Source organism: Mangrovimonas sp. CR14, from assembly GCF_011764015.1.
Classification (GTDB): Bacteria; Bacteroidota; Bacteroidia; order Flavobacteriales; family Flavobacteriaceae; genus Mangrovimonas; species Mangrovimonas futianensis.
The window spans coordinates 199,782-216,387 of sequence record NZ_JAAFZY010000005.1; the positions used below are offsets into that span (position 1 = coordinate 199,782).

Consider the following 16,606-nt stretch of genomic DNA (forward strand, 5'->3'; position numbering starts at 1 on the left):
GTTATTCTTCAATACGGTTGTCATCAAAAGCAGATGGCAATAATTGGGGAATGATCTTGACAATTAAAGGGAGTAGAAGGGAGCCGCCTGGTAATAAAAAGATTGCCAAACTAGGAATGGTCTTTATGATGTCCATTAATTGGTGGTTGACCCTTTTTTGTTCTTCCTCTGTTAAATCTCTTACGGTTGATTTGGTAATCAATTTCATAAGGTCCTTGCTTTGGGAAACCTCTTTAAGTAAGCGCTTGCTATTCCGTTTCAATAGTAAATTGACCAATTTACTGGAGTTGGAATAAAAGGTCTGTACGATGTTTTTGGAACTGAGCAATCCTATTTTTTCCTTATGACTTTGGTAAAAGTAAGTCAAAGCACTTAAGGAGTTTTCAACCCTGTCTTTGGGTAGATTAAGTTGTGTGCCTAATTGCTTTAGGATATCTTGTTCGGTTTTTTCAACCACCATATCCGTCCATGCCGCCATACAAGCCAAATCCATGATGTAATACTTTTCTAAATCCTCATTTATGAAGGTGATACCTTCCTCCAAGCTGATGGTGGGATGATTTTGAAAGCGCAAAGAACGCTCCAGCAAATCAATCAAGGTATCATCATATTTTGATTTTTTGACTTTAGAGTCCAATACTTTCAAAACGATGGATTCAATTACGGCCTCCAAATGCTGTAAATGGCTATTGGTAATTTTTCCTCGTTTCAAAAAATGTTGGTAGGCCAGGACATCAGTAAACAATAAGGCATTGGTCACAAAGTAATTAAAACTTTTCCCAATAAACTTATCCTCAATCAAAACCCTTTTGTGTAGAATATGCTCTAGAAGGGCATGGGATTTCAGTTCCCCCAAAAGCTCTGTAAAAAAGGTGGGTTTATGGGCGTCTATTTCCTTGTAAAATTGAATGACAGAATCCAAAAAGGAAGTGTCTGTAATATGATTGTCCTTGTAGATATAATAAAAGGAAAGAGCCAAATTGATTTTACATAACTCTTCTTCAGTATAGTCATAAAAATCAAAACTATTGTTAATGACTTCAATGTTGCTACCATATATAAAGCCACAAGTCCTTAACTCATCATAAAATTGAGCAGGTGATTTTTGGGTCCAATCTATGGATTCCTTGCCTAAAACCTTGATGAGTTTCTTGATCCAGCCTTTACTAGAAGGGTTCATTGCTATCAACTTTATCGGGGGATAAAGATATTAGATTCTTTCAAATCCATAACATCTTTTTTGTGTTAACAAATATTTAACAAAACCGCTTTTGGAGTTATTGCGTAGGTAGAGGTGAATGCAAAAAAAATAATTAACAAAACCTCATGATTATGAAAAAAACAAAATGGATTTTAGGAATCGGTCTACTAGCTGTGGCTGGTTTCTTTTTAGTGGCAGCAGATCATATTGATGCGCCTGCAGTACAAGGTGGTTCTAGTGACATCACCGATTTTTATGCCTTTCAAGGTGAAAATACAAACAACATTGTTTTTGCCGCCAATGTAATGGGATTATTAAGTCCTACAGCAACCGCCGATGCTATGTTTGATGAAAATGTATTGATTGAATTCAACATTGACAATACTGGCGACAACGTAGAAGATTTGGTAATTCAGGCCATACCAAGAGATGGCAAAATATATTTCTTTGGACCTGCTTCCCCAGGAACCACAGGATTAAGTAGTACTATTTTAACCAACAACATGTTGGGTTCGGTAGATATTTCTGCCTACGGTTCGGCTGCCATGACAAATAGTAACAATGGCGCTATGATGTTTGCAGGACCGCGTGATGACCCATTTTTTATGGATTTTGCCCAGTACAGTGAGATTATAGCAGGAAATGCTTCTGGATTTAATGATCCGGGGAGTGACACCTTTGCTGGAACCAATGTGCTGTCTGTAGTTGTGGAAGTGCCAAAATCTAGTGTTGGTGGTTCAGGAACCATAAACACATGGGTAGAAACAAAAAGAAAACAATAAAAACTTTAAATCACGAAATTATGAAACGAATAACATACATAACCCTAGCAGTCTTGCTAGCAGCTTTTACTTTTAATTGTTCAAATGATGATGATAATATGATGGGTGATATGGATAATACCAACCAGCCATCAGAACCTGACTTTTCGGGAACCTACATGCAGGAGGACCAAGTGGCGAGACCTGCTGTTAATACGGTGTTTACTTCTCCAGCATCAAAGGACATGTTTAATGTGACCATTCCTTCGGAACAAGGTGCTGCTTTTCAATCCATGTTTCAGACAAACTTGGAGGGCTTAAGTCCGGCTTATGCCAATCCTGGTGACATGAATGCCTTGGGATTGGATTCAGCCACTTTTACGGGATTATTGGCCACTGACGTCTTAAATGTAAGTCTAGATGGTACCACAACTTTTTATGATGGCACCAATGTGTTGACGGGTAGAGCCCTGGCTGATGATGTAATAACAGTAGAATTGCTTTTGATTTTTGGAGGTGAAGATTTTACAGAAAATCCAACCCTTTCAAATGATCATGTTGATGCAAACGATAAACCTTTTTTGACCTCATTTCCATACTTGGCTTCGCCATGGTAGTTTAGAATATATCAGGGTATATCAGTCCGTTATACCCTGATATTTTTACCAATGAACCATCCTACAAACCAAACAAAACTGAAATACCATGAAAACAAAACATACATTTTTATTACTTCTGGTTTGCCTTGTATTCAGTTGTAATACAGTGAACAGAAAGAAGAGAACAAGGAATGTGACAAATGAACATGATTATGGTGGATTTTTTGAGTTGAAAGAGAATGAGGCGCTGCAAAAGGCAAAAAGCGAATATGCTTTTTGGGAAAAAAAGCTAGAAAAAGAACCGAGTCAATATCCGTACCTTGCTAAAATCGCAGCGTCTCAATCTCAATTATTCACGATTACAGGAGATATCAAATATCTCAAAGAGGCTGAATCAAATCTTGCGGCCTTAAATGAAAAATCTCATTACACTAATTCCGGTAGTTTAAGGTCTTTAGCCCATAACTATATTTCGCAACACCGCTTTAAAGAAGCGTTAGCACTTTTAAAAAAGGCAGAGACTCAGGGAGAGCGATTGAAATCGACCCAAAAGATGCTTTTTGACGTGCATTTGGAACTTGGAAATACCGCCGAAGCCAAACATTATTTGGAGACTATTAAAAACTTAAGCGATTTTGATTATTTAATTCGCTTATCAAAATGGAGTGATCATCAGGGTAATTTGGAGGCTGCCATTAAGTATATGGAAAAAGCACAAATTATTGCAGAACGATCCAAAGTTAAGAGCCTTAAGGAATGGGCGTATACCAATATAGCAGACTTTTATGGACACCACGGTGATATTGAGAAATCTTACAAGCATTACATAAGGGCATTACAATTAAACCCTAATAATGCCTATGCCAAAAAGGGGATAGCTTGGATTGTCTATTCGCATGAAAGAAATCCTGAAGAGGCTTTAAAAATTTTAAATAGCGTAAGTAAAGAACATAACGCTCCAGATTATCTGCTTCTTAAAGCAGAAATAGCATCGTATATGGGAAAAAATAAAGAAAAAGAAACCTATCTGGAAACTTATGTAGAGGCTGTAAAAAGGCCAGAATATGGCGATATGTATAATGCTTACAACGTTTTATTATACACCGATGAATTCAATCAAGCACAGAACGCCATGGTTTATGCTAAAAAAGAAGTAGCCAATAGGCCTACTGCTTTATCATATGATTTGCTAGCATGGGCCAATTTAAGTGAAGGAAATAAGTTAAAGGCTTTAGAAATAGCTCAGTCTCATGTTGTTGGTAAAACTTTCGAGCCAACAGCGCAATATCATTTGGCGGAAATTTTTAAGGCCAATGGCTTAGAGAATGAAGCACAAAAAATCAAAACAGAATTACTTGAAAGTACCTATGAACTTGGTCCTTTAATGGAACAAGAAATTAAGAAAATTTAAACATTTGACCCTATTAGCATTTTGTATTTTCGCCAAAAATTATCCCCTATGATTAAATCATTACTCACTTTCTGTTTACTGTTTATTATTAGTTCCTTAGCTCATGGGCAAACCATGCAAGGTCATGTGTTGGATGAAAATAATAAACCTCTAGATGGCGCTTATCTATATAATAAAAATTCCAAAAAGCATGCGCATTCCAACGAAAGTGGCAGTTTTATTTTGGAAGGTAATCAGGTAAATGACTCCATAACCATAGGGTTGTTAGGATTTGAAAAAAAGATACGTATAGTATCTCAAGAAGATTTGAATAACATGGTAATCATTCATTTGGTAAGTAAAGCATTTTTACTAGACGAGTTGGTATTGACCAATGAGGTCAATGCGTTGCATACCGTAGCAAAATTAGATTTAGAAACCAATCCCGTTAATTCATCTCAAGATATTTTGCGGAAGGTTCCAGGGCTTATCATCGGACAACATGCTGGAGGAGGAAAGGCAGAACAAATATTTCTACGCGGTTTTGATGTGGACCATGGTACCGATGTGAGTATCTCGGTAGACGGTATGCCCGTAAATATGGTTTCTCATGCCCACGGTCAAGGTTATAGCGATTTGCATTTTCTTATTCCAGAAACAATCAACAATATTGAGTTTGGCAAAGGTCCTTACTATGCCGAGAAAGGAGATTTTGCTACCGCAGCTTACGTCGATTTTAATACAAAAGAACGGTTGGATGATAGCGAAGTTCTTTTTAGTTACGGACAATTTAACTCCTTACGCACTGTGGGATTGTTTAATTTAATGGATAAGAGTAGTTCTCAAAATGCATACGCGGCTATCGAATACATAGAAACGGATGGTCCCTTTGAATCACCTCAAAATTTTAACCGATTAAATCTTTTTGGGAAGTATACAGCGTTGTTAAAAGACCATGATAAGATTTCATTAAATGTTTCCCATTTTACCAGTCGTTGGGATGCGTCTGGACAAATTCCACAACGGGCAGTTGATAGCGGTTTAATTTCAAGATTTGGTGCCATAGACGATACTGAAGGTGGAAATACCTCTAGAAGTAATATCAATGTGTCCTACATGAAATTTATGGATGATCATACGAGTGTAAAAGCCAATGCATTTTATTCACACTATAATTTTGAGCTGTATTCTAACTTCACTTTCTTTCTGGAAGACCCTGTTAATGGTGATCAAATAAAGCAGTATGAGGATCGAGATATTCTAGGTTTTAATGCCGAAATTAAAAAACACAAACAGCTTGGGGAAATAGATGTGAATATCTCCTCAGGGGCAGGTTTAAGACATGATATCATTAATGATATAGAGTTGTCACATACATTGAATAGAATTGAAACTTTGGAATACCTGCAATTGGGTGATGTGAATCAGACCAATCTGTTTACGTATGTCAACACCGAATTTCTATTTGGTGCCCTAAAAGTAGTCCCAGCCTTACGATTGGATTATTTCAAATTTATGTATAACGATCATTTGACAGATTCATATGCAACCCAAAGTAATTCCAAAACCGCTTTGTCTCCCAAATTGAATGTGTTTTTTACGCAGAATGAGAATTTACAATGGTATTTGAAAAGTGGTATAGGGTTTCATTCCAATGATTCTAGAGTTGTGCTACAGGAAAGAAAAGATATTCTTCCAAGAGCCTATGGGGTAGATCTGGGAACTACATGGAAGCCAATCCCGAAAATGTTATGGAATGTCGCTATTTGGACCTTATTTTCAGAACAAGAGTTTGTTTATGTAGGCGATGCTGGTATCGTGGAACCAAGTGGCAAATCTGAAAGGTATGGGGTAGATCTTGGGGTTCGTTATCAATTTACCAATTGGTTGTATGTGGATACAGATGCCACCTATACCCATGCAAGAGCAACAGAGGAACCCAGTGGAATGGATTACATTCCTCTAGCACCAGATTTTACTTGGACGGGTGGTCTGGCTGTGGTTGATTTGAAAGGGTTTAGTGGTGGAATTAGATATCGTTACGTTGATGATAGACCAGCCAATGAAGATAACTCTATCGTGGCCGAAGGTTATTTTGTGACCGATTTTAATGTGGCATATGAATATAAAAACATGGGAATTGGTATTACTATTGAGAATTTGTTTGATGTAGATTGGAACGAAACCCAATTTGCCACAGAATCGAGGTTGTTTAATGAACCAGAACCAGTTGAAGAAATACATTTTACACCTGGGACTCCCTTTTACATTAGAGGAAACCTCACTTATAAATTTTAAAGTAAACTAACCTCTGTCCAAAGTTATTGGGGGATTTGTTTGGTAGAGTTTTTGTTGGTTTGGAAGCGTCATTTCACATGGTTGGAGGGCGCTTCTTTTTTATGGCTTCTCGTGAAGATTGGAGGTTCTTATGTCAACAGGTGCCAGTTGCGGTAAATTGCTGACTGGTGCATTTAAGAAAAAATAGGCGGTAGCAGACACATCATCACTTCTATAAAAGTTGGTCCAACCTTTCAATATATCGGGATGGGTAAGGTCAACCGGCTGTGGCATTTCAAGGAGTTTGTGGAAGCTTTTATTGCTTACGCTTATGGGTTTCATGGGCACCCCGTTCTTAATCATTTCCCGAACTTTTTCTGCTGGAGCTCCACCAATTTGTTGAATGGTCACTTCCATATCTTCATAAAAAAACACAGGATCAGGAATGTGATATCTGTAGAAAGCATATTCACCTTTTTTAGCATCAGCGATTGGTGAGCCTTGGTATTGATGACTAAAAGGCCCTTGGCCATAGGCTGTTCCTATATAGTCTTCAGTCCCCGATCCAACCAAACTAGGATATTCCTTATCTCCATCTAAGTAAATTTTAACCTCTCCCTCTCCAAACCAAGTATCTTCATAGACGGGGTCTGTAAATACACCAATATTAGTTCCTAAAAATCTCCCAGAGCCTTTGATTTTGGGAAGCACTTTAAAATCCTCAGCCAATTTGGTATGAAGGTCTCGGCTCCAATAAGTATGAAAATAAAGCACATCTTCTTGATGCTCTTCCATAAGCACATCCACATCAAAAAAAATAGCTTCTAGATCTTTTTGAGACTCATTGGTAACTGAAATTTTTGCCTCAGTTTTAAATGGCATAGGAATAATACAGTTAAAAGATCGTCCTTCTGGGTCACTAAAAAGGGCACTTTCAAAAGGAACACGTTGGCCCAAACCAACTCCGAAGAAATCCCCTATGGGAGCTGATACGGCTGGCTTGTCACTGCCGTCCCAAAACATTTCAATTTTTAGTGAACGCAGCATCTCAGGACTTCTATCACTAAATGTTAACCAAATACGCTTAATAGTGCCGCTGCCTTCAAGATTTACCAAATTAACAGACGTGCCAGCTTTGATGTTATCAAATGCATGTCCCTTGGCTCCTTTATTTTCTATACCACCTTGGCCTTTATCTCCTGATATGTTTTCAAAACTCACCCATTTGGTATGCTTATTTTTAGGAAGTTGATATAACTCTTGGGAGAATAGGGTAGGGCTCCCACTTATAATAAATAAAAGGACTAAAAGCGATTGTTTATGAATTAGCGACATAGTTGTTATGAATTTGTTTCCACAGCACCCAAAGTATATAATTGATCCATAGTTGGAGACTCACTACCTCCAGCTGGTTCTAAGGTAATTCCAAAAGCTTCAGAATCATAAATATTCTCTAGGGTGAAAATTTTATTCTCGTTTTCGGTAAAATCATCAATAGTTCCCAAACTGGTAGGCGTTAATGGGGTAAGCGTTAAAGACCAAATTTGATATACCTTACCACTAGGAGGCGTTGGAAGTCCTTGCAAATCAAAATAAACCTTATCATGATCTTTATCCCAATAGGCCTTTGCATAAGCCTCGGGATAAACAGCTTGTCCTGATAAAGGAATAGAAATAACATTTTTATCTCTTATAATGGATAAGATTTGTTTGGTTTCTACCAATTTTTGATCTGTTTTTTCTAATTCAACCTCTATCAATTCTTTCTCTGTTTCTACTGTTTGAATATCAGATTCCAATTGCTGCTTTTGATTGAACAACCAAATAAGTCCGGCAAACAATAAAATGGAAGCTGCCCAACCGGTATACGCCATCCAGCGGGTATTGGGTCTTCTTATTGGAACAACTTGATTTGATAAGCCTAATTTTTCCTTTACTGAGGCAAATAGATATTTAGGGTCAGAAGGAGATGCCATTGCCGTTAAAGAAATAATGGATGCTTCAATTTTTAAAACCTCTGAAAGGACCTCGGGAGATTTTAAAAGCATGTTGTACACTTCCTCATTCTCTTGGTCTGAGAGAGCACCGGCTACATAAAGCTCTAATATTCCAGATTCTATTAATTCCTTTTCGTTCATGAGTTCACATTGAGCATGTTTCTAAGCTCATTAATACAATTCCTGTTTCTTGTTTTAACGGTGCCTATGGGCATTTTTAATTCTTCCGAAGCTTCTTTTTGAGTAAAACCTTTGAAGTATAATAACTCAATAATTTCAATACATTTATTCGCTAATTTCTTTACAAAGTTTTGAATGCCTAAGGCATCCATTCGACTGTTCAAGTTTTCTTGATTCTCTAAAATATCTACGAAAAACTGGGCATTGAGGTTTTTCTTAGAATTTTTAAACGTTTTGGAGCGGGTTTTATCTATTGCTGTATTTCTCGCTATATTAAGAATCCATGTAAAAAAGCGCCCTTTTTTGGCAGAATACGTATGGGAATGATTCCAAGCCTTAATAAATACATCTTGAGTTAGTTCTTGAGCAATATCGTGATCTCTTACAATATTGAAAATAACACCATGCATACTTTCGGCATACATGTTATATAAAGTTTCAAAGGCTTTTTCATCTTTCTTTTGAAAACTTTTGACCAAATGGGTTATGTCCATATTGTGGGATTTGTAGGTTTGAATTTATAAAATATTATTTTAATAAAAAAAGCTACCTGTTTTAGGTAGCTTTTTAAAAATATCGTAATAAATAACTATTTATTCAATAATGCCTCCGCAACTCACGCGTCCTCCAGCATCACCAGTAGGTTGCGTAGTAAAGTCATCGGTTCCTTGATGCACGATTACGGCTTTTCCAACAATATCTCTGTTAGGGTCACCACATCCTATACACCATTCACCACCTGCGTTGAAGGTAATAGTTCCATTACCATTTTCATCGGCAGTAAAGTTTCCGATGTCTCCTTTATGGAAACCTTCGGCAGCACCCCATTTTCCATGAGGCTGATTTGTAGGGTTCCAGTGTCCTCCTGTTGAAGTCCCATCTGGAGCCGAACAATCTGCTTTTTCATGAATGTGGATGGCGTGAGAACCAGGCTGTAAACCTTCAAAAACGGCCACAACGGTTACTTGCCCGTCTTTATCAGTAAAAACGGCATTTCCAGAAACCTGAGTATCACTTTTAGGTTCCATTGCCAATTTAATTTTTTTGACTTCTACTTTCGTTTCAACAACTTGTTCTTCTGTTACGGTTTCTTCATCTGCTTCCTTTTTCTTGTCGCTTTTACAGCTAGCAAATACAAGAGAAAAGGCACATAATGCGATAACTACTTTGTTCATAATGGTTGAGTGATTTTAATGTTTAAAACTAAAATTACATAGAAACCCATAGAATCTAAAATTATTAAGAAAGGTTTATGATAAATGTCATAGTTTAACCCCAGCCTTACTTGTAATTTTGAATTCATAAAGTTAGGTATGAAAACATCTTTGGTAACAAAGTATAATGTGGCTGGCCCCCGTTATACAAGCTACCCTACGGTGCCTTATTGGAACTTGAGCACTTTCTCTAAGGGACGTTGGGAAGATTCTGTAATACAGGCATTTTCTGAAAGTAACACTTCGGAAGGGATCAGTATTTATATACACTTGCCCTTTTGTGAGAGCCTGTGTACATTTTGTGGTTGTAACAAACGAATTACAAAAAGGCACGATGTAGAGTTGCCCTATATAGACCAACTTTTGAAAGAATGGAGTCTGTATCTGGAATTGTTTGATTCCAGACCCATAATCAAAGAACTTCATTTAGGTGGTGGGACACCAACCTTTTTTTCCCCAAGGAATTTAACCAAACTCATTCAGGGCATTTTTAAAGATGCCGATAGGGCCCCTGAATGGGAGTTTAGCTTTGAAGGGCACCCAAATAACACAACAAAAGATCATTTACAAACACTATTTGATCTTGGTTTCAAACGGGTAAGCTTTGGGGTTCAAGATTATAATGAAACTGTCCAAAAGGCGATTCATAGAATTCAACCGTTTGAAAATGTGAAACAAGTTACCGAATGGGCTAGGGAAATAGGGTATACCTCTGTGGGACATGATATTATTTTCGGACTACCGTTTCAAACTCTTGAAGATGTGCTTTACACAATCAAAAGAACCCAAGAGCTCATGCCAGACCGAATAGCATTCTATAGTTACGCCCATGTACCTTGGATAAAAGGGAATGGCCAAAGAGGGTTTAAGGATGAAGATTTACCTACACCCGAAACCAAACGGGCACAATATGAAATGGGTAAGGATTTATTACAACAAGTAGGTTATACCGAAATAGGCATGGATCATTTTGCCTTACCTTCAGATGGTCTATATGAATCTATGGTAACCAAAAAACTTCATAGGAATTTTATGGGATATACGGCTTCCAAGACCCAGATGATGATTGGTTTGGGGGTATCTGCAATTAGCGATAGTTGGTATGGTTTTACCCAAAATGTGAAGACATTAGAGGAATATCAAGAACTTATTAAAGAAGGAAAATTACCAGTATTCCGCGGTCACATGTTGAATGAAGAAGATTTAATCATCCGTAAGCACATATTAAACCTTATGTGTCATCAAGAGACTTCTTGGGAAAATCCCAATCAAAAATTTAAGGAATTACAAAGTACGTTGGCTAAACTTTCTGAGATGGAAAAAGATGAATTGATCAGTATTGAGGCCAACGGTTTGAAAATAACGGAAAAGGGAAGACCTTTTGTACGTAATGTGTGTATGGCTTTTGACCTGTTACTGCAAAGAAAACAGGCAGATAAACAATTATTTTCAATGACTGTGTAAAAGGTCGGGAGCTTTAAATAATATTTTTAACTTAGTACAAATTTTAAACAACTTAATCATTACCATGAATAAAATTATTGTACCCATCGATTTTTCTGATTATTCAGAATACGCCTTACAGGCTGCGGCTTCTTTGGCGAAAAAAAACGACGCTGAAATTCTTGCTTTACATATGTTGGAGCTTTCTGATTTTATGTTGACAATTTCTGGTTCTGCATTAGATGAGCAAACGGTGTTCTATTTAAAAATGGCAGAGAAGAAATTCCATGAATTTTTAGATAAGCCCTATTTAGAGGGTGTAGAAGTTACCCCAATAGTAAAGCATTTTAAATCGTTTGTTGAAGTAAGTGAAATCGCAAAGGAGCATAATGCCGATCTAATTGTAATGGGATCACATGGTACACATGGCCTACAAGAAATGTTTGTGGGGTCCAATACTGAAAAGGTCGTTAGACATTCTGAAATCCCTGTACTGATTATCAAGGAAGAATTGAAAAGTGTAGGTTTTGACAATGTCGTATTTGCTTGTGATTTTTCAGATGAGGCTATCCCAGCTTATAAAAAAGCTACTAAAATATTAAGCGAATTAGGTGGTCAATTGCATATCTTATATGTAAACCAACCTGCTGAACGTTTTAGAAGTTCTGACGAAATTGAAAACAAACTTAAGGAGTTTTTAACCAAGGCAGATGGTAACACAGATAACTTTAAAAATGTAGCCATAACCAATGCATATACCGTAGAGCATGGAATCTTTGCTTATGCTGATAAAACGTCAGCCGATTTACTAGCTGTGGCCACTTACGGAAGAACAGGAATTGCACACTTCTTTGAAGGCAGTATTTCTGAAGATGTAGCAAATCATGCTAAGCTACCGGTTTTAACTTTCAAAATTTAATTTTAGTGATGAACAATCAGTAAGGGCAAAAACAAGCTCTTACTGATTTTCGTTATTGAAGAACCTTCCATTAACCGTTGTAAGACGGTTTCTTTTTTTGCTATAACGCCTGCTAAATCAATAGTGTGAACTTGCTCATAAGTCAAAACGGCGTCGTGAAGGGATACCCCATGAATGTAATGGTAGCTGTAATTTCCTTTAAATTGAACTAACTTAAGCTCATCTTCTTTTATTCTTAAGGGATCATCTGTTTTCGTCACTCTCAAGAAATGGAATCTTGGGTTATGGGAGGCCATGACGTTTAATATCTCATTAAATTCGTCACTGTTTAAATGGTCATCATCACTCAATGGTACCAGAAGACTGTTTGGTTCCTTATAGTTAAAATCCCTTGGTATAACCAAGGTAGGTTTCTTGATGTTTCTTATGATTTGAAGAGTGTTAGATCCAAAAATTACTTCCATTACATTGGATGCTCCATTGTATCCTGCAACCAAAATATCAATCTTTTTTAAGGCAATAACTTGATTAATGGCACTTAAAAAATCATCATAGTCTATAAGGTACTGAAAAGAATGATTTGGGTTCTTATTGGTGTTCTCTAATTCCAAACAAGCTCTTTCTAGAGCCTCCTTTTCATTGGCTAGCAAACTACTATAGATATCTGCTTTAGGATCTTTAATAAGTTCGCTCATGGTAAAATCATTGGGCCTATGCACATACATTAAATAAAATTCACAATGTTCCTTATGGAAAAAATGAAGGGCATAATCAATAGCGTTTACAGCGCTTTTAGAGAAATCGGTAAGTAGGAGAATTCGTTTCATAACCTTAATTTTCGTACAATTAAGATACAAAAAAATAGGCTTTTAATTAATGACAATTCATGGAACTTGTAGCCATATCTACCATAGGTTTAGGAGAAATATATGGGATTCCTAATCCAAGTCCTCTTAAAATAAATAGAATGCCAATAATGATTACAAACACAGGGATGGCTTTTTGAATACGTTGCTTAATGTTGGCGTTCAAAAACTTACCCAGATAAATGGCTGAGGTCATGAGCGGAATTGTACCCATGCCAAATAAAATCATGTACATACTGCCTTCCAGGGCATTGGCGCTTACTAAAGATCCAAACACGGCCATATATACCAAACCACAAGGTAAAAAACCATTTAGGAATCCGATGGTCAAAAAAGTATCTGCCGTTTTTTTCTTAAGGGATTTTCCTAAAGCCGATTTGACTTTAGAAATTAATTGATAGATAGGTTGAGAGATTTTAAAGCGGTTTAATTTGTGTGCAGGAATTAAAACCAAGACAATCATGGCGGCTCCAATAATTATGGAAAGTTGTTGTTGAAATCCAAATAGATACAAGCCCTTGCCAACCAGTCCAAACATCAAACCAATCAAGGCATACGCTAGTAACCTTCCTATATGGTAGGTCGTAATCTGACTGACTTTTCTAAAGGAATTAGACCTGTCTACGGGCAACATAAAGGCAATGGGACCACACATTCCCACACAGTGAAAACTTCCCAAAAGCCCAAATATGAAAGCCGACCACAACATTTAATATTGGATATCTTCTTTAAATAAATAATTAATGTTCTTATATTGCCAATCTACTTTAATGTTCCAACGGCCATCTGATAAACGCGTGTCAGGTATGAGCAAATTATGTGTGGACAATGAGATTGGCGTCTCAAAGTCCGATTGTTTATCGGATGGCCTATATAGGAACACTTTTCCTGAAATTTTGGTGATATCCATTTCCTCAGGGAATTGAATCACCAAACCATCGTTGGTTTTATTTATTTCTAAATTATGTGCCAAATTCTTGGCATTGTTTTGTTTGTTGATGTCCTCCTGAAATTTGACTTCTTGCTTATAATAGTCTTCGGTCACTAATTCATGGTTGTATTTTTCGTTGGTACTCATGTTAATGACAAAATACATGATAAACGAAATGAATGCTATAAATGCAATAACGATACCGGTTCCCCAATTAAATTTCATTTGTTACGAGGTTTATGTTTAATTATAACTTCTTGGGCCTAAAAAGTTGACACTGGTAGTTTCAATCAGCTTTTCTTTGCTGTAAACATCAATTGTCAGTTTTACTTTATCGTCCTCCAAATTAGCTTTATCAATTTCTATAAATATGGTTCCTTCAGCTAGTCCTTGCTCTGGGACATGAATGACATCTTCTGTAGAAACCAGTTTGATTTCACCTTCAACACCCCTAAGTCTAAACGTTACATGGTTATACTCATGAGAAGTTTTGTTGATGATTTTATAGGTGAATACATTACTTATAATGTTTCCTTCCTTATGTTCATATAGTTGCCCTGGTAATCTCAAAATTCGAGCATCTAAATCACTTCGTAATAATAACATTCCGGCAAGCACTCCAGTCAAAATGGTCAGAACGGCGATGTAGCCTTTCATTCTAGCTGTAAGCTTGAACTTTTCCTTTTTCTCTATTTCATCTTCACTAGCATACCTAATAAGTCCTTTGGGCAGATTGATGCTTTCCATAATATGATCGCACTCATCAATACAGGCGGTACAATTAACACATTCCAACTGTGTTCCATTCCTGATGTCTATACCTGTAGGACATACATGCACACATTGAAGACAGTCAATACAATCACCATGTCCCAAGGCTTCGCGATCTTCATTCTTTCTGAACTTTTTACGTCCGTTTTCACCTTCTCCTCGTTTATGGTCATAGGCTACTACAATGGATTTGTTATCCAAGAGTACACCTTGTAAGCGTCCGTAGGGACAAGCAATGATACATACTTGTTCTCTAAACCATGCGAAAATAAAATAGAAAACAGCAGTAAAAATTAATAGTGGGAAAAGAGTGCCTAAATGCTCTGCTGGCCCATCCGTAATGTCACTAATCAATTCATCGCTTCCTATCAAATAGGCTAAAAAGATGTTCGCAATCAAAAAGGAAATGATGAGAAAAATAAACCACTTTAAGAGTCTTTTTCTAATCTTTTCAGCATTCCAAGGCTGGTTGTCCAGCTTACGCTGCTTGTTCCTATCTCCGTCAATCCAGTATTCGATTCTTCGGAAAACCATCTCCATAAAGATGGTTTGCGGACAAATCCATCCGCAGAAAATCCTTCCAAAACCAACAGTAAAAAGGGTAATGAAAACCACACCGATAATCATCGAAATAACAAATAGATGAAAATCTTGTGGCCAAAATGGAAATCCGAAAATGTTAAAGCGGCGCTCCAGAACATTGAACATGAGAAATTGGTTGCCATTTATTTTAATAAAGGGCGCAGCAAACAAAAAGGCTAATAGGAAGTAGCTTACTATTTTACGTTTGTCGTAAAACCTTCCACTTGGCTTTTTGGGATATACCCAAGCACGCTTACCTTCATCATTGATGGTACCAATTGAATCTCTAAAGTTTTCGTTTTCTGGAGCTTCCATCTTGTGTTATTCTCTAAGTAATATATCAGTAGAATCTACTTTTATAACTTGTTCTTCAATCGTTGCAGGTACTTCCACATCTTCTACATTTACCTCATCCGTGGTCCAAATATCACCTTGCGGTTCTTTTGGTTCAGCTGGAGTGGTACCTTGTAAAGACAGTACATAACTGGCAACTTGTGCCATTTCTGATGGCTTTAAACTTTGCTTCCAGGCAACCATTCCTTTTCCGGCACGTCCACCTTCTGATATGGTATGGAATACATTTTTAATACCGCCGCCTAAGATCCAATATTCATCGGTCAAATTTGGTCCAATACCACCACCACCATCAGCTTTGTGACATGCTACACAGTTTTCTTGAAATATAACTTTTCCAGCATTTAGGTCTGAGGCATCAGTCAATATTTCTACAGTATTGAAATCAACCAAATCTTTTGCCGTTTTTTTGTACTCTTCAATAGATATTTGGGCTTCAGCATATTCTTGTTCCAATTCTTCAAATTGATTGGCACCATTAAATACATGGTATCTCAATAAATAGATAGCGGCAAAAATGATAGAGGCGTAGAAGCTATACAACCACCATGGTGGCAGGGAGTTATCAAGCTCTTTAATGCCATCATAATTGTGATCTAAAATAATTTCATGTTCTTCCTCAATTGGTTTTTGGTCTAAGGATTTTTTATAAATATTTTGAATCCAACCTATCAATTTAGAAGGCTTTTTGGCTTCAGCCAAATAGGTTTCTTTGGATTTCTCGTCCAAACTTTGAAAAAGTATATTCTCTAGGGAACTTACAATAGCCTCTATTCCTATCAGGAACATTAATACCAAAACCAAGAATAGGGCCACCATTGGGAATTTAATAAATGCCGGTTCGTTTCCAGAATCTATAAAATACTCAGCTAAGGCTGCAATAGCAAAGAAGATGACCGGTACTCGGATCCAGCCTGGAATTTGTCGTCTCATAATTCTGCGTTTTGTTGGTTATCTAATGGTAATTGGCTTACGGTATTGATGTATTCTTTTTTTGCGGTTATAACCCACCAAAAGAGGATAACAAAAAATAAAAAGAATATGAGGAGCGATATCATGGGATAGATTTCTATCCCAGTGATACTTTCTAAGTGATTTTTTACAAATTTTAGCATGGTTGA

At 37.0% G+C, this 16,606-nt stretch carries 17 protein-coding genes; 6 read left to right on the top strand and 11 right to left on the bottom strand.

What is annotated here, in order from left to right; translation table 11 throughout:
- Nucleotide 1: 1 nt before the first annotated feature.
- Complete coding sequence (locus GZ212_RS11745; protein ID WP_166960425.1) at nt 2-1,180, bottom strand: LETM1-related biofilm-associated protein; 1,179 nt, start codon at nt 1,178-1,180, stop codon at nt 2-4.
- Nucleotides 1,181-1,332: 152 nt separating this feature from the next.
- Between GZ212_RS11745 and GZ212_RS16185 the strand changes: the two genes are divergently transcribed.
- The 4 genes from GZ212_RS16185 to GZ212_RS11765 all read left to right on the top strand — a co-directional run bounded on the left by GZ212_RS16185 (nt 1,333) and on the right by GZ212_RS11765 (nt 6,249).
- Nucleotides 1,333-1,983 (top strand): DUF4331 family protein, encoded by a 651-nt coding sequence (locus tag GZ212_RS16185; protein WP_166960428.1) that lies wholly within the window; start codon nt 1,333-1,335, stop codon nt 1,981-1,983.
- 20 nt (nt 1,984-2,003) lie between these two features.
- Nucleotides 2,004-2,579, top strand: coding sequence for a DUF4331 family protein (locus tag GZ212_RS11755; protein ID WP_166960430.1), 576 nt, complete (start codon nt 2,004-2,006; stop codon nt 2,577-2,579).
- Nucleotides 2,580-2,667: 88 nt separating this feature from the next.
- Nucleotides 2,668-3,972, top strand: a complete 1,305-nt coding sequence (locus GZ212_RS11760) for a cell surface protein (protein WP_166960433.1) — start codon at nt 2,668-2,670, stop codon at nt 3,970-3,972.
- A gap of 48 nt (nt 3,973-4,020) precedes the next feature.
- Nucleotides 4,021-6,249 carry a TonB-dependent receptor plug domain-containing protein gene (locus GZ212_RS11765; protein ID WP_166960436.1) on the top strand — a complete coding sequence of 743 codons (2,229 nt, stop codon included), beginning with the start codon at nt 4,021-4,023 and terminating at the stop codon, nt 6,247-6,249.
- 99 nt (nt 6,250-6,348) lie between these two features.
- On the opposite strand, the gene GZ212_RS11770 is transcribed toward GZ212_RS11765, so the two are convergent.
- The 4 genes from GZ212_RS11770 to GZ212_RS11785 all read right to left on the bottom strand — a co-directional run bounded on the left by GZ212_RS11770 (nt 6,349) and on the right by GZ212_RS11785 (nt 9,580).
- Nucleotides 6,349-7,563 (bottom strand): glycoside hydrolase family 172 protein, encoded by a 1,215-nt coding sequence (locus GZ212_RS11770; RefSeq protein WP_166960438.1) that lies wholly within the window; start codon nt 7,561-7,563, stop codon nt 6,349-6,351.
- A gap of 5 nt (nt 7,564-7,568) precedes the next feature.
- Nucleotides 7,569-8,366, bottom strand: a complete 798-nt coding sequence (locus GZ212_RS11775) for an anti-sigma factor domain-containing protein (RefSeq protein ID WP_166960441.1) — start codon at nt 8,364-8,366, stop codon at nt 7,569-7,571.
- Nucleotides 8,363-8,899 (bottom strand): RNA polymerase sigma factor, encoded by a 537-nt coding sequence (locus GZ212_RS11780; protein ID WP_166960444.1) that lies wholly within the window; start codon nt 8,897-8,899, stop codon nt 8,363-8,365. Before GZ212_RS11780 ends, GZ212_RS11775 begins: the two co-directional genes overlap by 4 nt.
- Nucleotides 8,900-8,998: 99 nt before the next feature.
- Nucleotides 8,999-9,580, bottom strand: coding sequence for a superoxide dismutase family protein (locus tag GZ212_RS11785; RefSeq protein WP_166960447.1), 582 nt, complete (start codon nt 9,578-9,580; stop codon nt 8,999-9,001).
- A 138-nt stretch (nt 9,581-9,718) separates the two neighbouring features.
- Here GZ212_RS11785 and hemN point away from each other — a divergent pair, with 138 nt between their 5' ends.
- Nucleotides 9,719-11,083, top strand: coding sequence for an oxygen-independent coproporphyrinogen III oxidase (hemN, locus tag GZ212_RS11790; RefSeq protein ID WP_166960450.1), 1,365 nt, complete (start codon nt 9,719-9,721; stop codon nt 11,081-11,083).
- Nucleotides 11,084-11,147: 64 nt separating this feature from the next.
- Nucleotides 11,148-11,981 (top strand): universal stress protein, encoded by an 834-nt coding sequence (locus tag GZ212_RS11795; protein WP_166960453.1) that lies wholly within the window; start codon nt 11,148-11,150, stop codon nt 11,979-11,981.
- A 2-nt stretch (nt 11,982-11,983) separates the two neighbouring features.
- Here the strand turns inward: GZ212_RS11795 and GZ212_RS11800 are convergent, their stop codons facing one another.
- The 6 genes from GZ212_RS11800 to GZ212_RS11825 are packed head-to-tail and all read right to left on the bottom strand — an operon-like array spanning nt 11,984 to nt 16,600.
- Complete coding sequence (locus GZ212_RS11800) at nt 11,984-12,808, bottom strand: universal stress protein (protein WP_166960456.1); 825 nt, start codon at nt 12,806-12,808, stop codon at nt 11,984-11,986.
- Between the two features lie 46 nt (nt 12,809-12,854).
- On the bottom strand, nt 12,855-13,556 hold the full coding sequence (locus GZ212_RS11805) for a sulfite exporter TauE/SafE family protein (RefSeq protein ID WP_166960458.1): 702 nt from the start codon (nt 13,554-13,556) through the stop codon (nt 12,855-12,857).
- Entirely contained in the window at nt 13,557-14,003 is a 447-nt protein-coding gene (locus GZ212_RS11810; RefSeq protein ID WP_166960461.1) for a FixH family protein, read from the bottom strand.
- Nucleotides 14,004-14,021: 18 nt separating this feature from the next.
- On the bottom strand, nt 14,022-15,446 hold the full coding sequence (gene ccoG / locus GZ212_RS11815) for a cytochrome c oxidase accessory protein CcoG (protein WP_053971744.1): 1,425 nt from the start codon (nt 15,444-15,446) through the stop codon (nt 14,022-14,024).
- Nucleotides 15,447-15,452: 6 nt separating this feature from the next.
- Nucleotides 15,453-16,418 (bottom strand): cbb3-type cytochrome c oxidase N-terminal domain-containing protein, encoded by a 966-nt coding sequence (locus tag GZ212_RS11820; protein WP_053971745.1) that lies wholly within the window; start codon nt 16,416-16,418, stop codon nt 15,453-15,455.
- Complete coding sequence (locus GZ212_RS11825; RefSeq protein ID WP_053971746.1) at nt 16,415-16,600, bottom strand: cytochrome c oxidase subunit IV; 186 nt, start codon at nt 16,598-16,600, stop codon at nt 16,415-16,417. Before GZ212_RS11825 ends, GZ212_RS11820 begins: the two co-directional genes overlap by 4 nt.
- Nucleotides 16,601-16,606 lie beyond the last annotated feature (6 nt).

Excerpts from the sequence above, each read along its gene's own strand:
- GZ212_RS11745 (WP_166960425.1), bottom strand. The coding sequence starts at position 1,180 with ATGAACCCTTCTAGTAAAGGCTGGATCAAGAAACTCATCAAGGTTTTA.
- GZ212_RS16185 (WP_166960428.1), top strand. The coding sequence starts at position 1,333 with ATGAAAAAAACAAAATGGATTTTAGGAATCGGTCTACTAGCTGTGGCT.
- GZ212_RS11755 (WP_166960430.1), top strand. The coding sequence starts at position 2,004 with ATGAAACGAATAACATACATAACCCTAGCAGTCTTGCTAGCAGCTTTT.
- GZ212_RS11760 (WP_166960433.1), top strand. The coding sequence starts at position 2,668 with ATGAAAACAAAACATACATTTTTATTACTTCTGGTTTGCCTTGTATTC.
- GZ212_RS11765 (WP_166960436.1), top strand. The coding sequence starts at position 4,021 with ATGATTAAATCATTACTCACTTTCTGTTTACTGTTTATTATTAGTTCC.
- GZ212_RS11770 (WP_166960438.1), bottom strand. The coding sequence starts at position 7,563 with ATGTCGCTAATTCATAAACAATCGCTTTTAGTCCTTTTATTTATTATA.
- GZ212_RS11775 (WP_166960441.1), bottom strand. The coding sequence starts at position 8,366 with ATGAACGAAAAGGAATTAATAGAATCTGGAATATTAGAGCTTTATGTA.
- GZ212_RS11780 (WP_166960444.1), bottom strand. The coding sequence starts at position 8,899 with ATGGACATAACCCATTTGGTCAAAAGTTTTCAAAAGAAAGATGAAAAA.
- GZ212_RS11785 (WP_166960447.1), bottom strand. The coding sequence starts at position 9,580 with ATGAACAAAGTAGTTATCGCATTATGTGCCTTTTCTCTTGTATTTGCT.
- hemN (WP_166960450.1), top strand. The coding sequence starts at position 9,719 with ATGAAAACATCTTTGGTAACAAAGTATAATGTGGCTGGCCCCCGTTAT.
- GZ212_RS11795 (WP_166960453.1), top strand. The coding sequence starts at position 11,148 with ATGAATAAAATTATTGTACCCATCGATTTTTCTGATTATTCAGAATAC.
- GZ212_RS11800 (WP_166960456.1), bottom strand. The coding sequence starts at position 12,808 with ATGAAACGAATTCTCCTACTTACCGATTTCTCTAAAAGCGCTGTAAAC.
- GZ212_RS11805 (WP_166960458.1), bottom strand. The coding sequence starts at position 13,556 with ATGTTGTGGTCGGCTTTCATATTTGGGCTTTTGGGAAGTTTTCACTGT.
- GZ212_RS11810 (WP_166960461.1), bottom strand. The coding sequence starts at position 14,003 with ATGAAATTTAATTGGGGAACCGGTATCGTTATTGCATTTATAGCATTC.
- ccoG (WP_053971744.1), bottom strand. The coding sequence starts at position 15,446 with ATGGAAGCTCCAGAAAACGAAAACTTTAGAGATTCAATTGGTACCATC.
- GZ212_RS11820 (WP_053971745.1), bottom strand. The coding sequence starts at position 16,418 with ATGAGACGACAAATTCCAGGCTGGATCCGAGTACCGGTCATCTTCTTT.
- GZ212_RS11825 (WP_053971746.1), bottom strand. The coding sequence starts at position 16,600 with ATGCTAAAATTTGTAAAAAATCACTTAGAAAGTATCACTGGGATAGAA.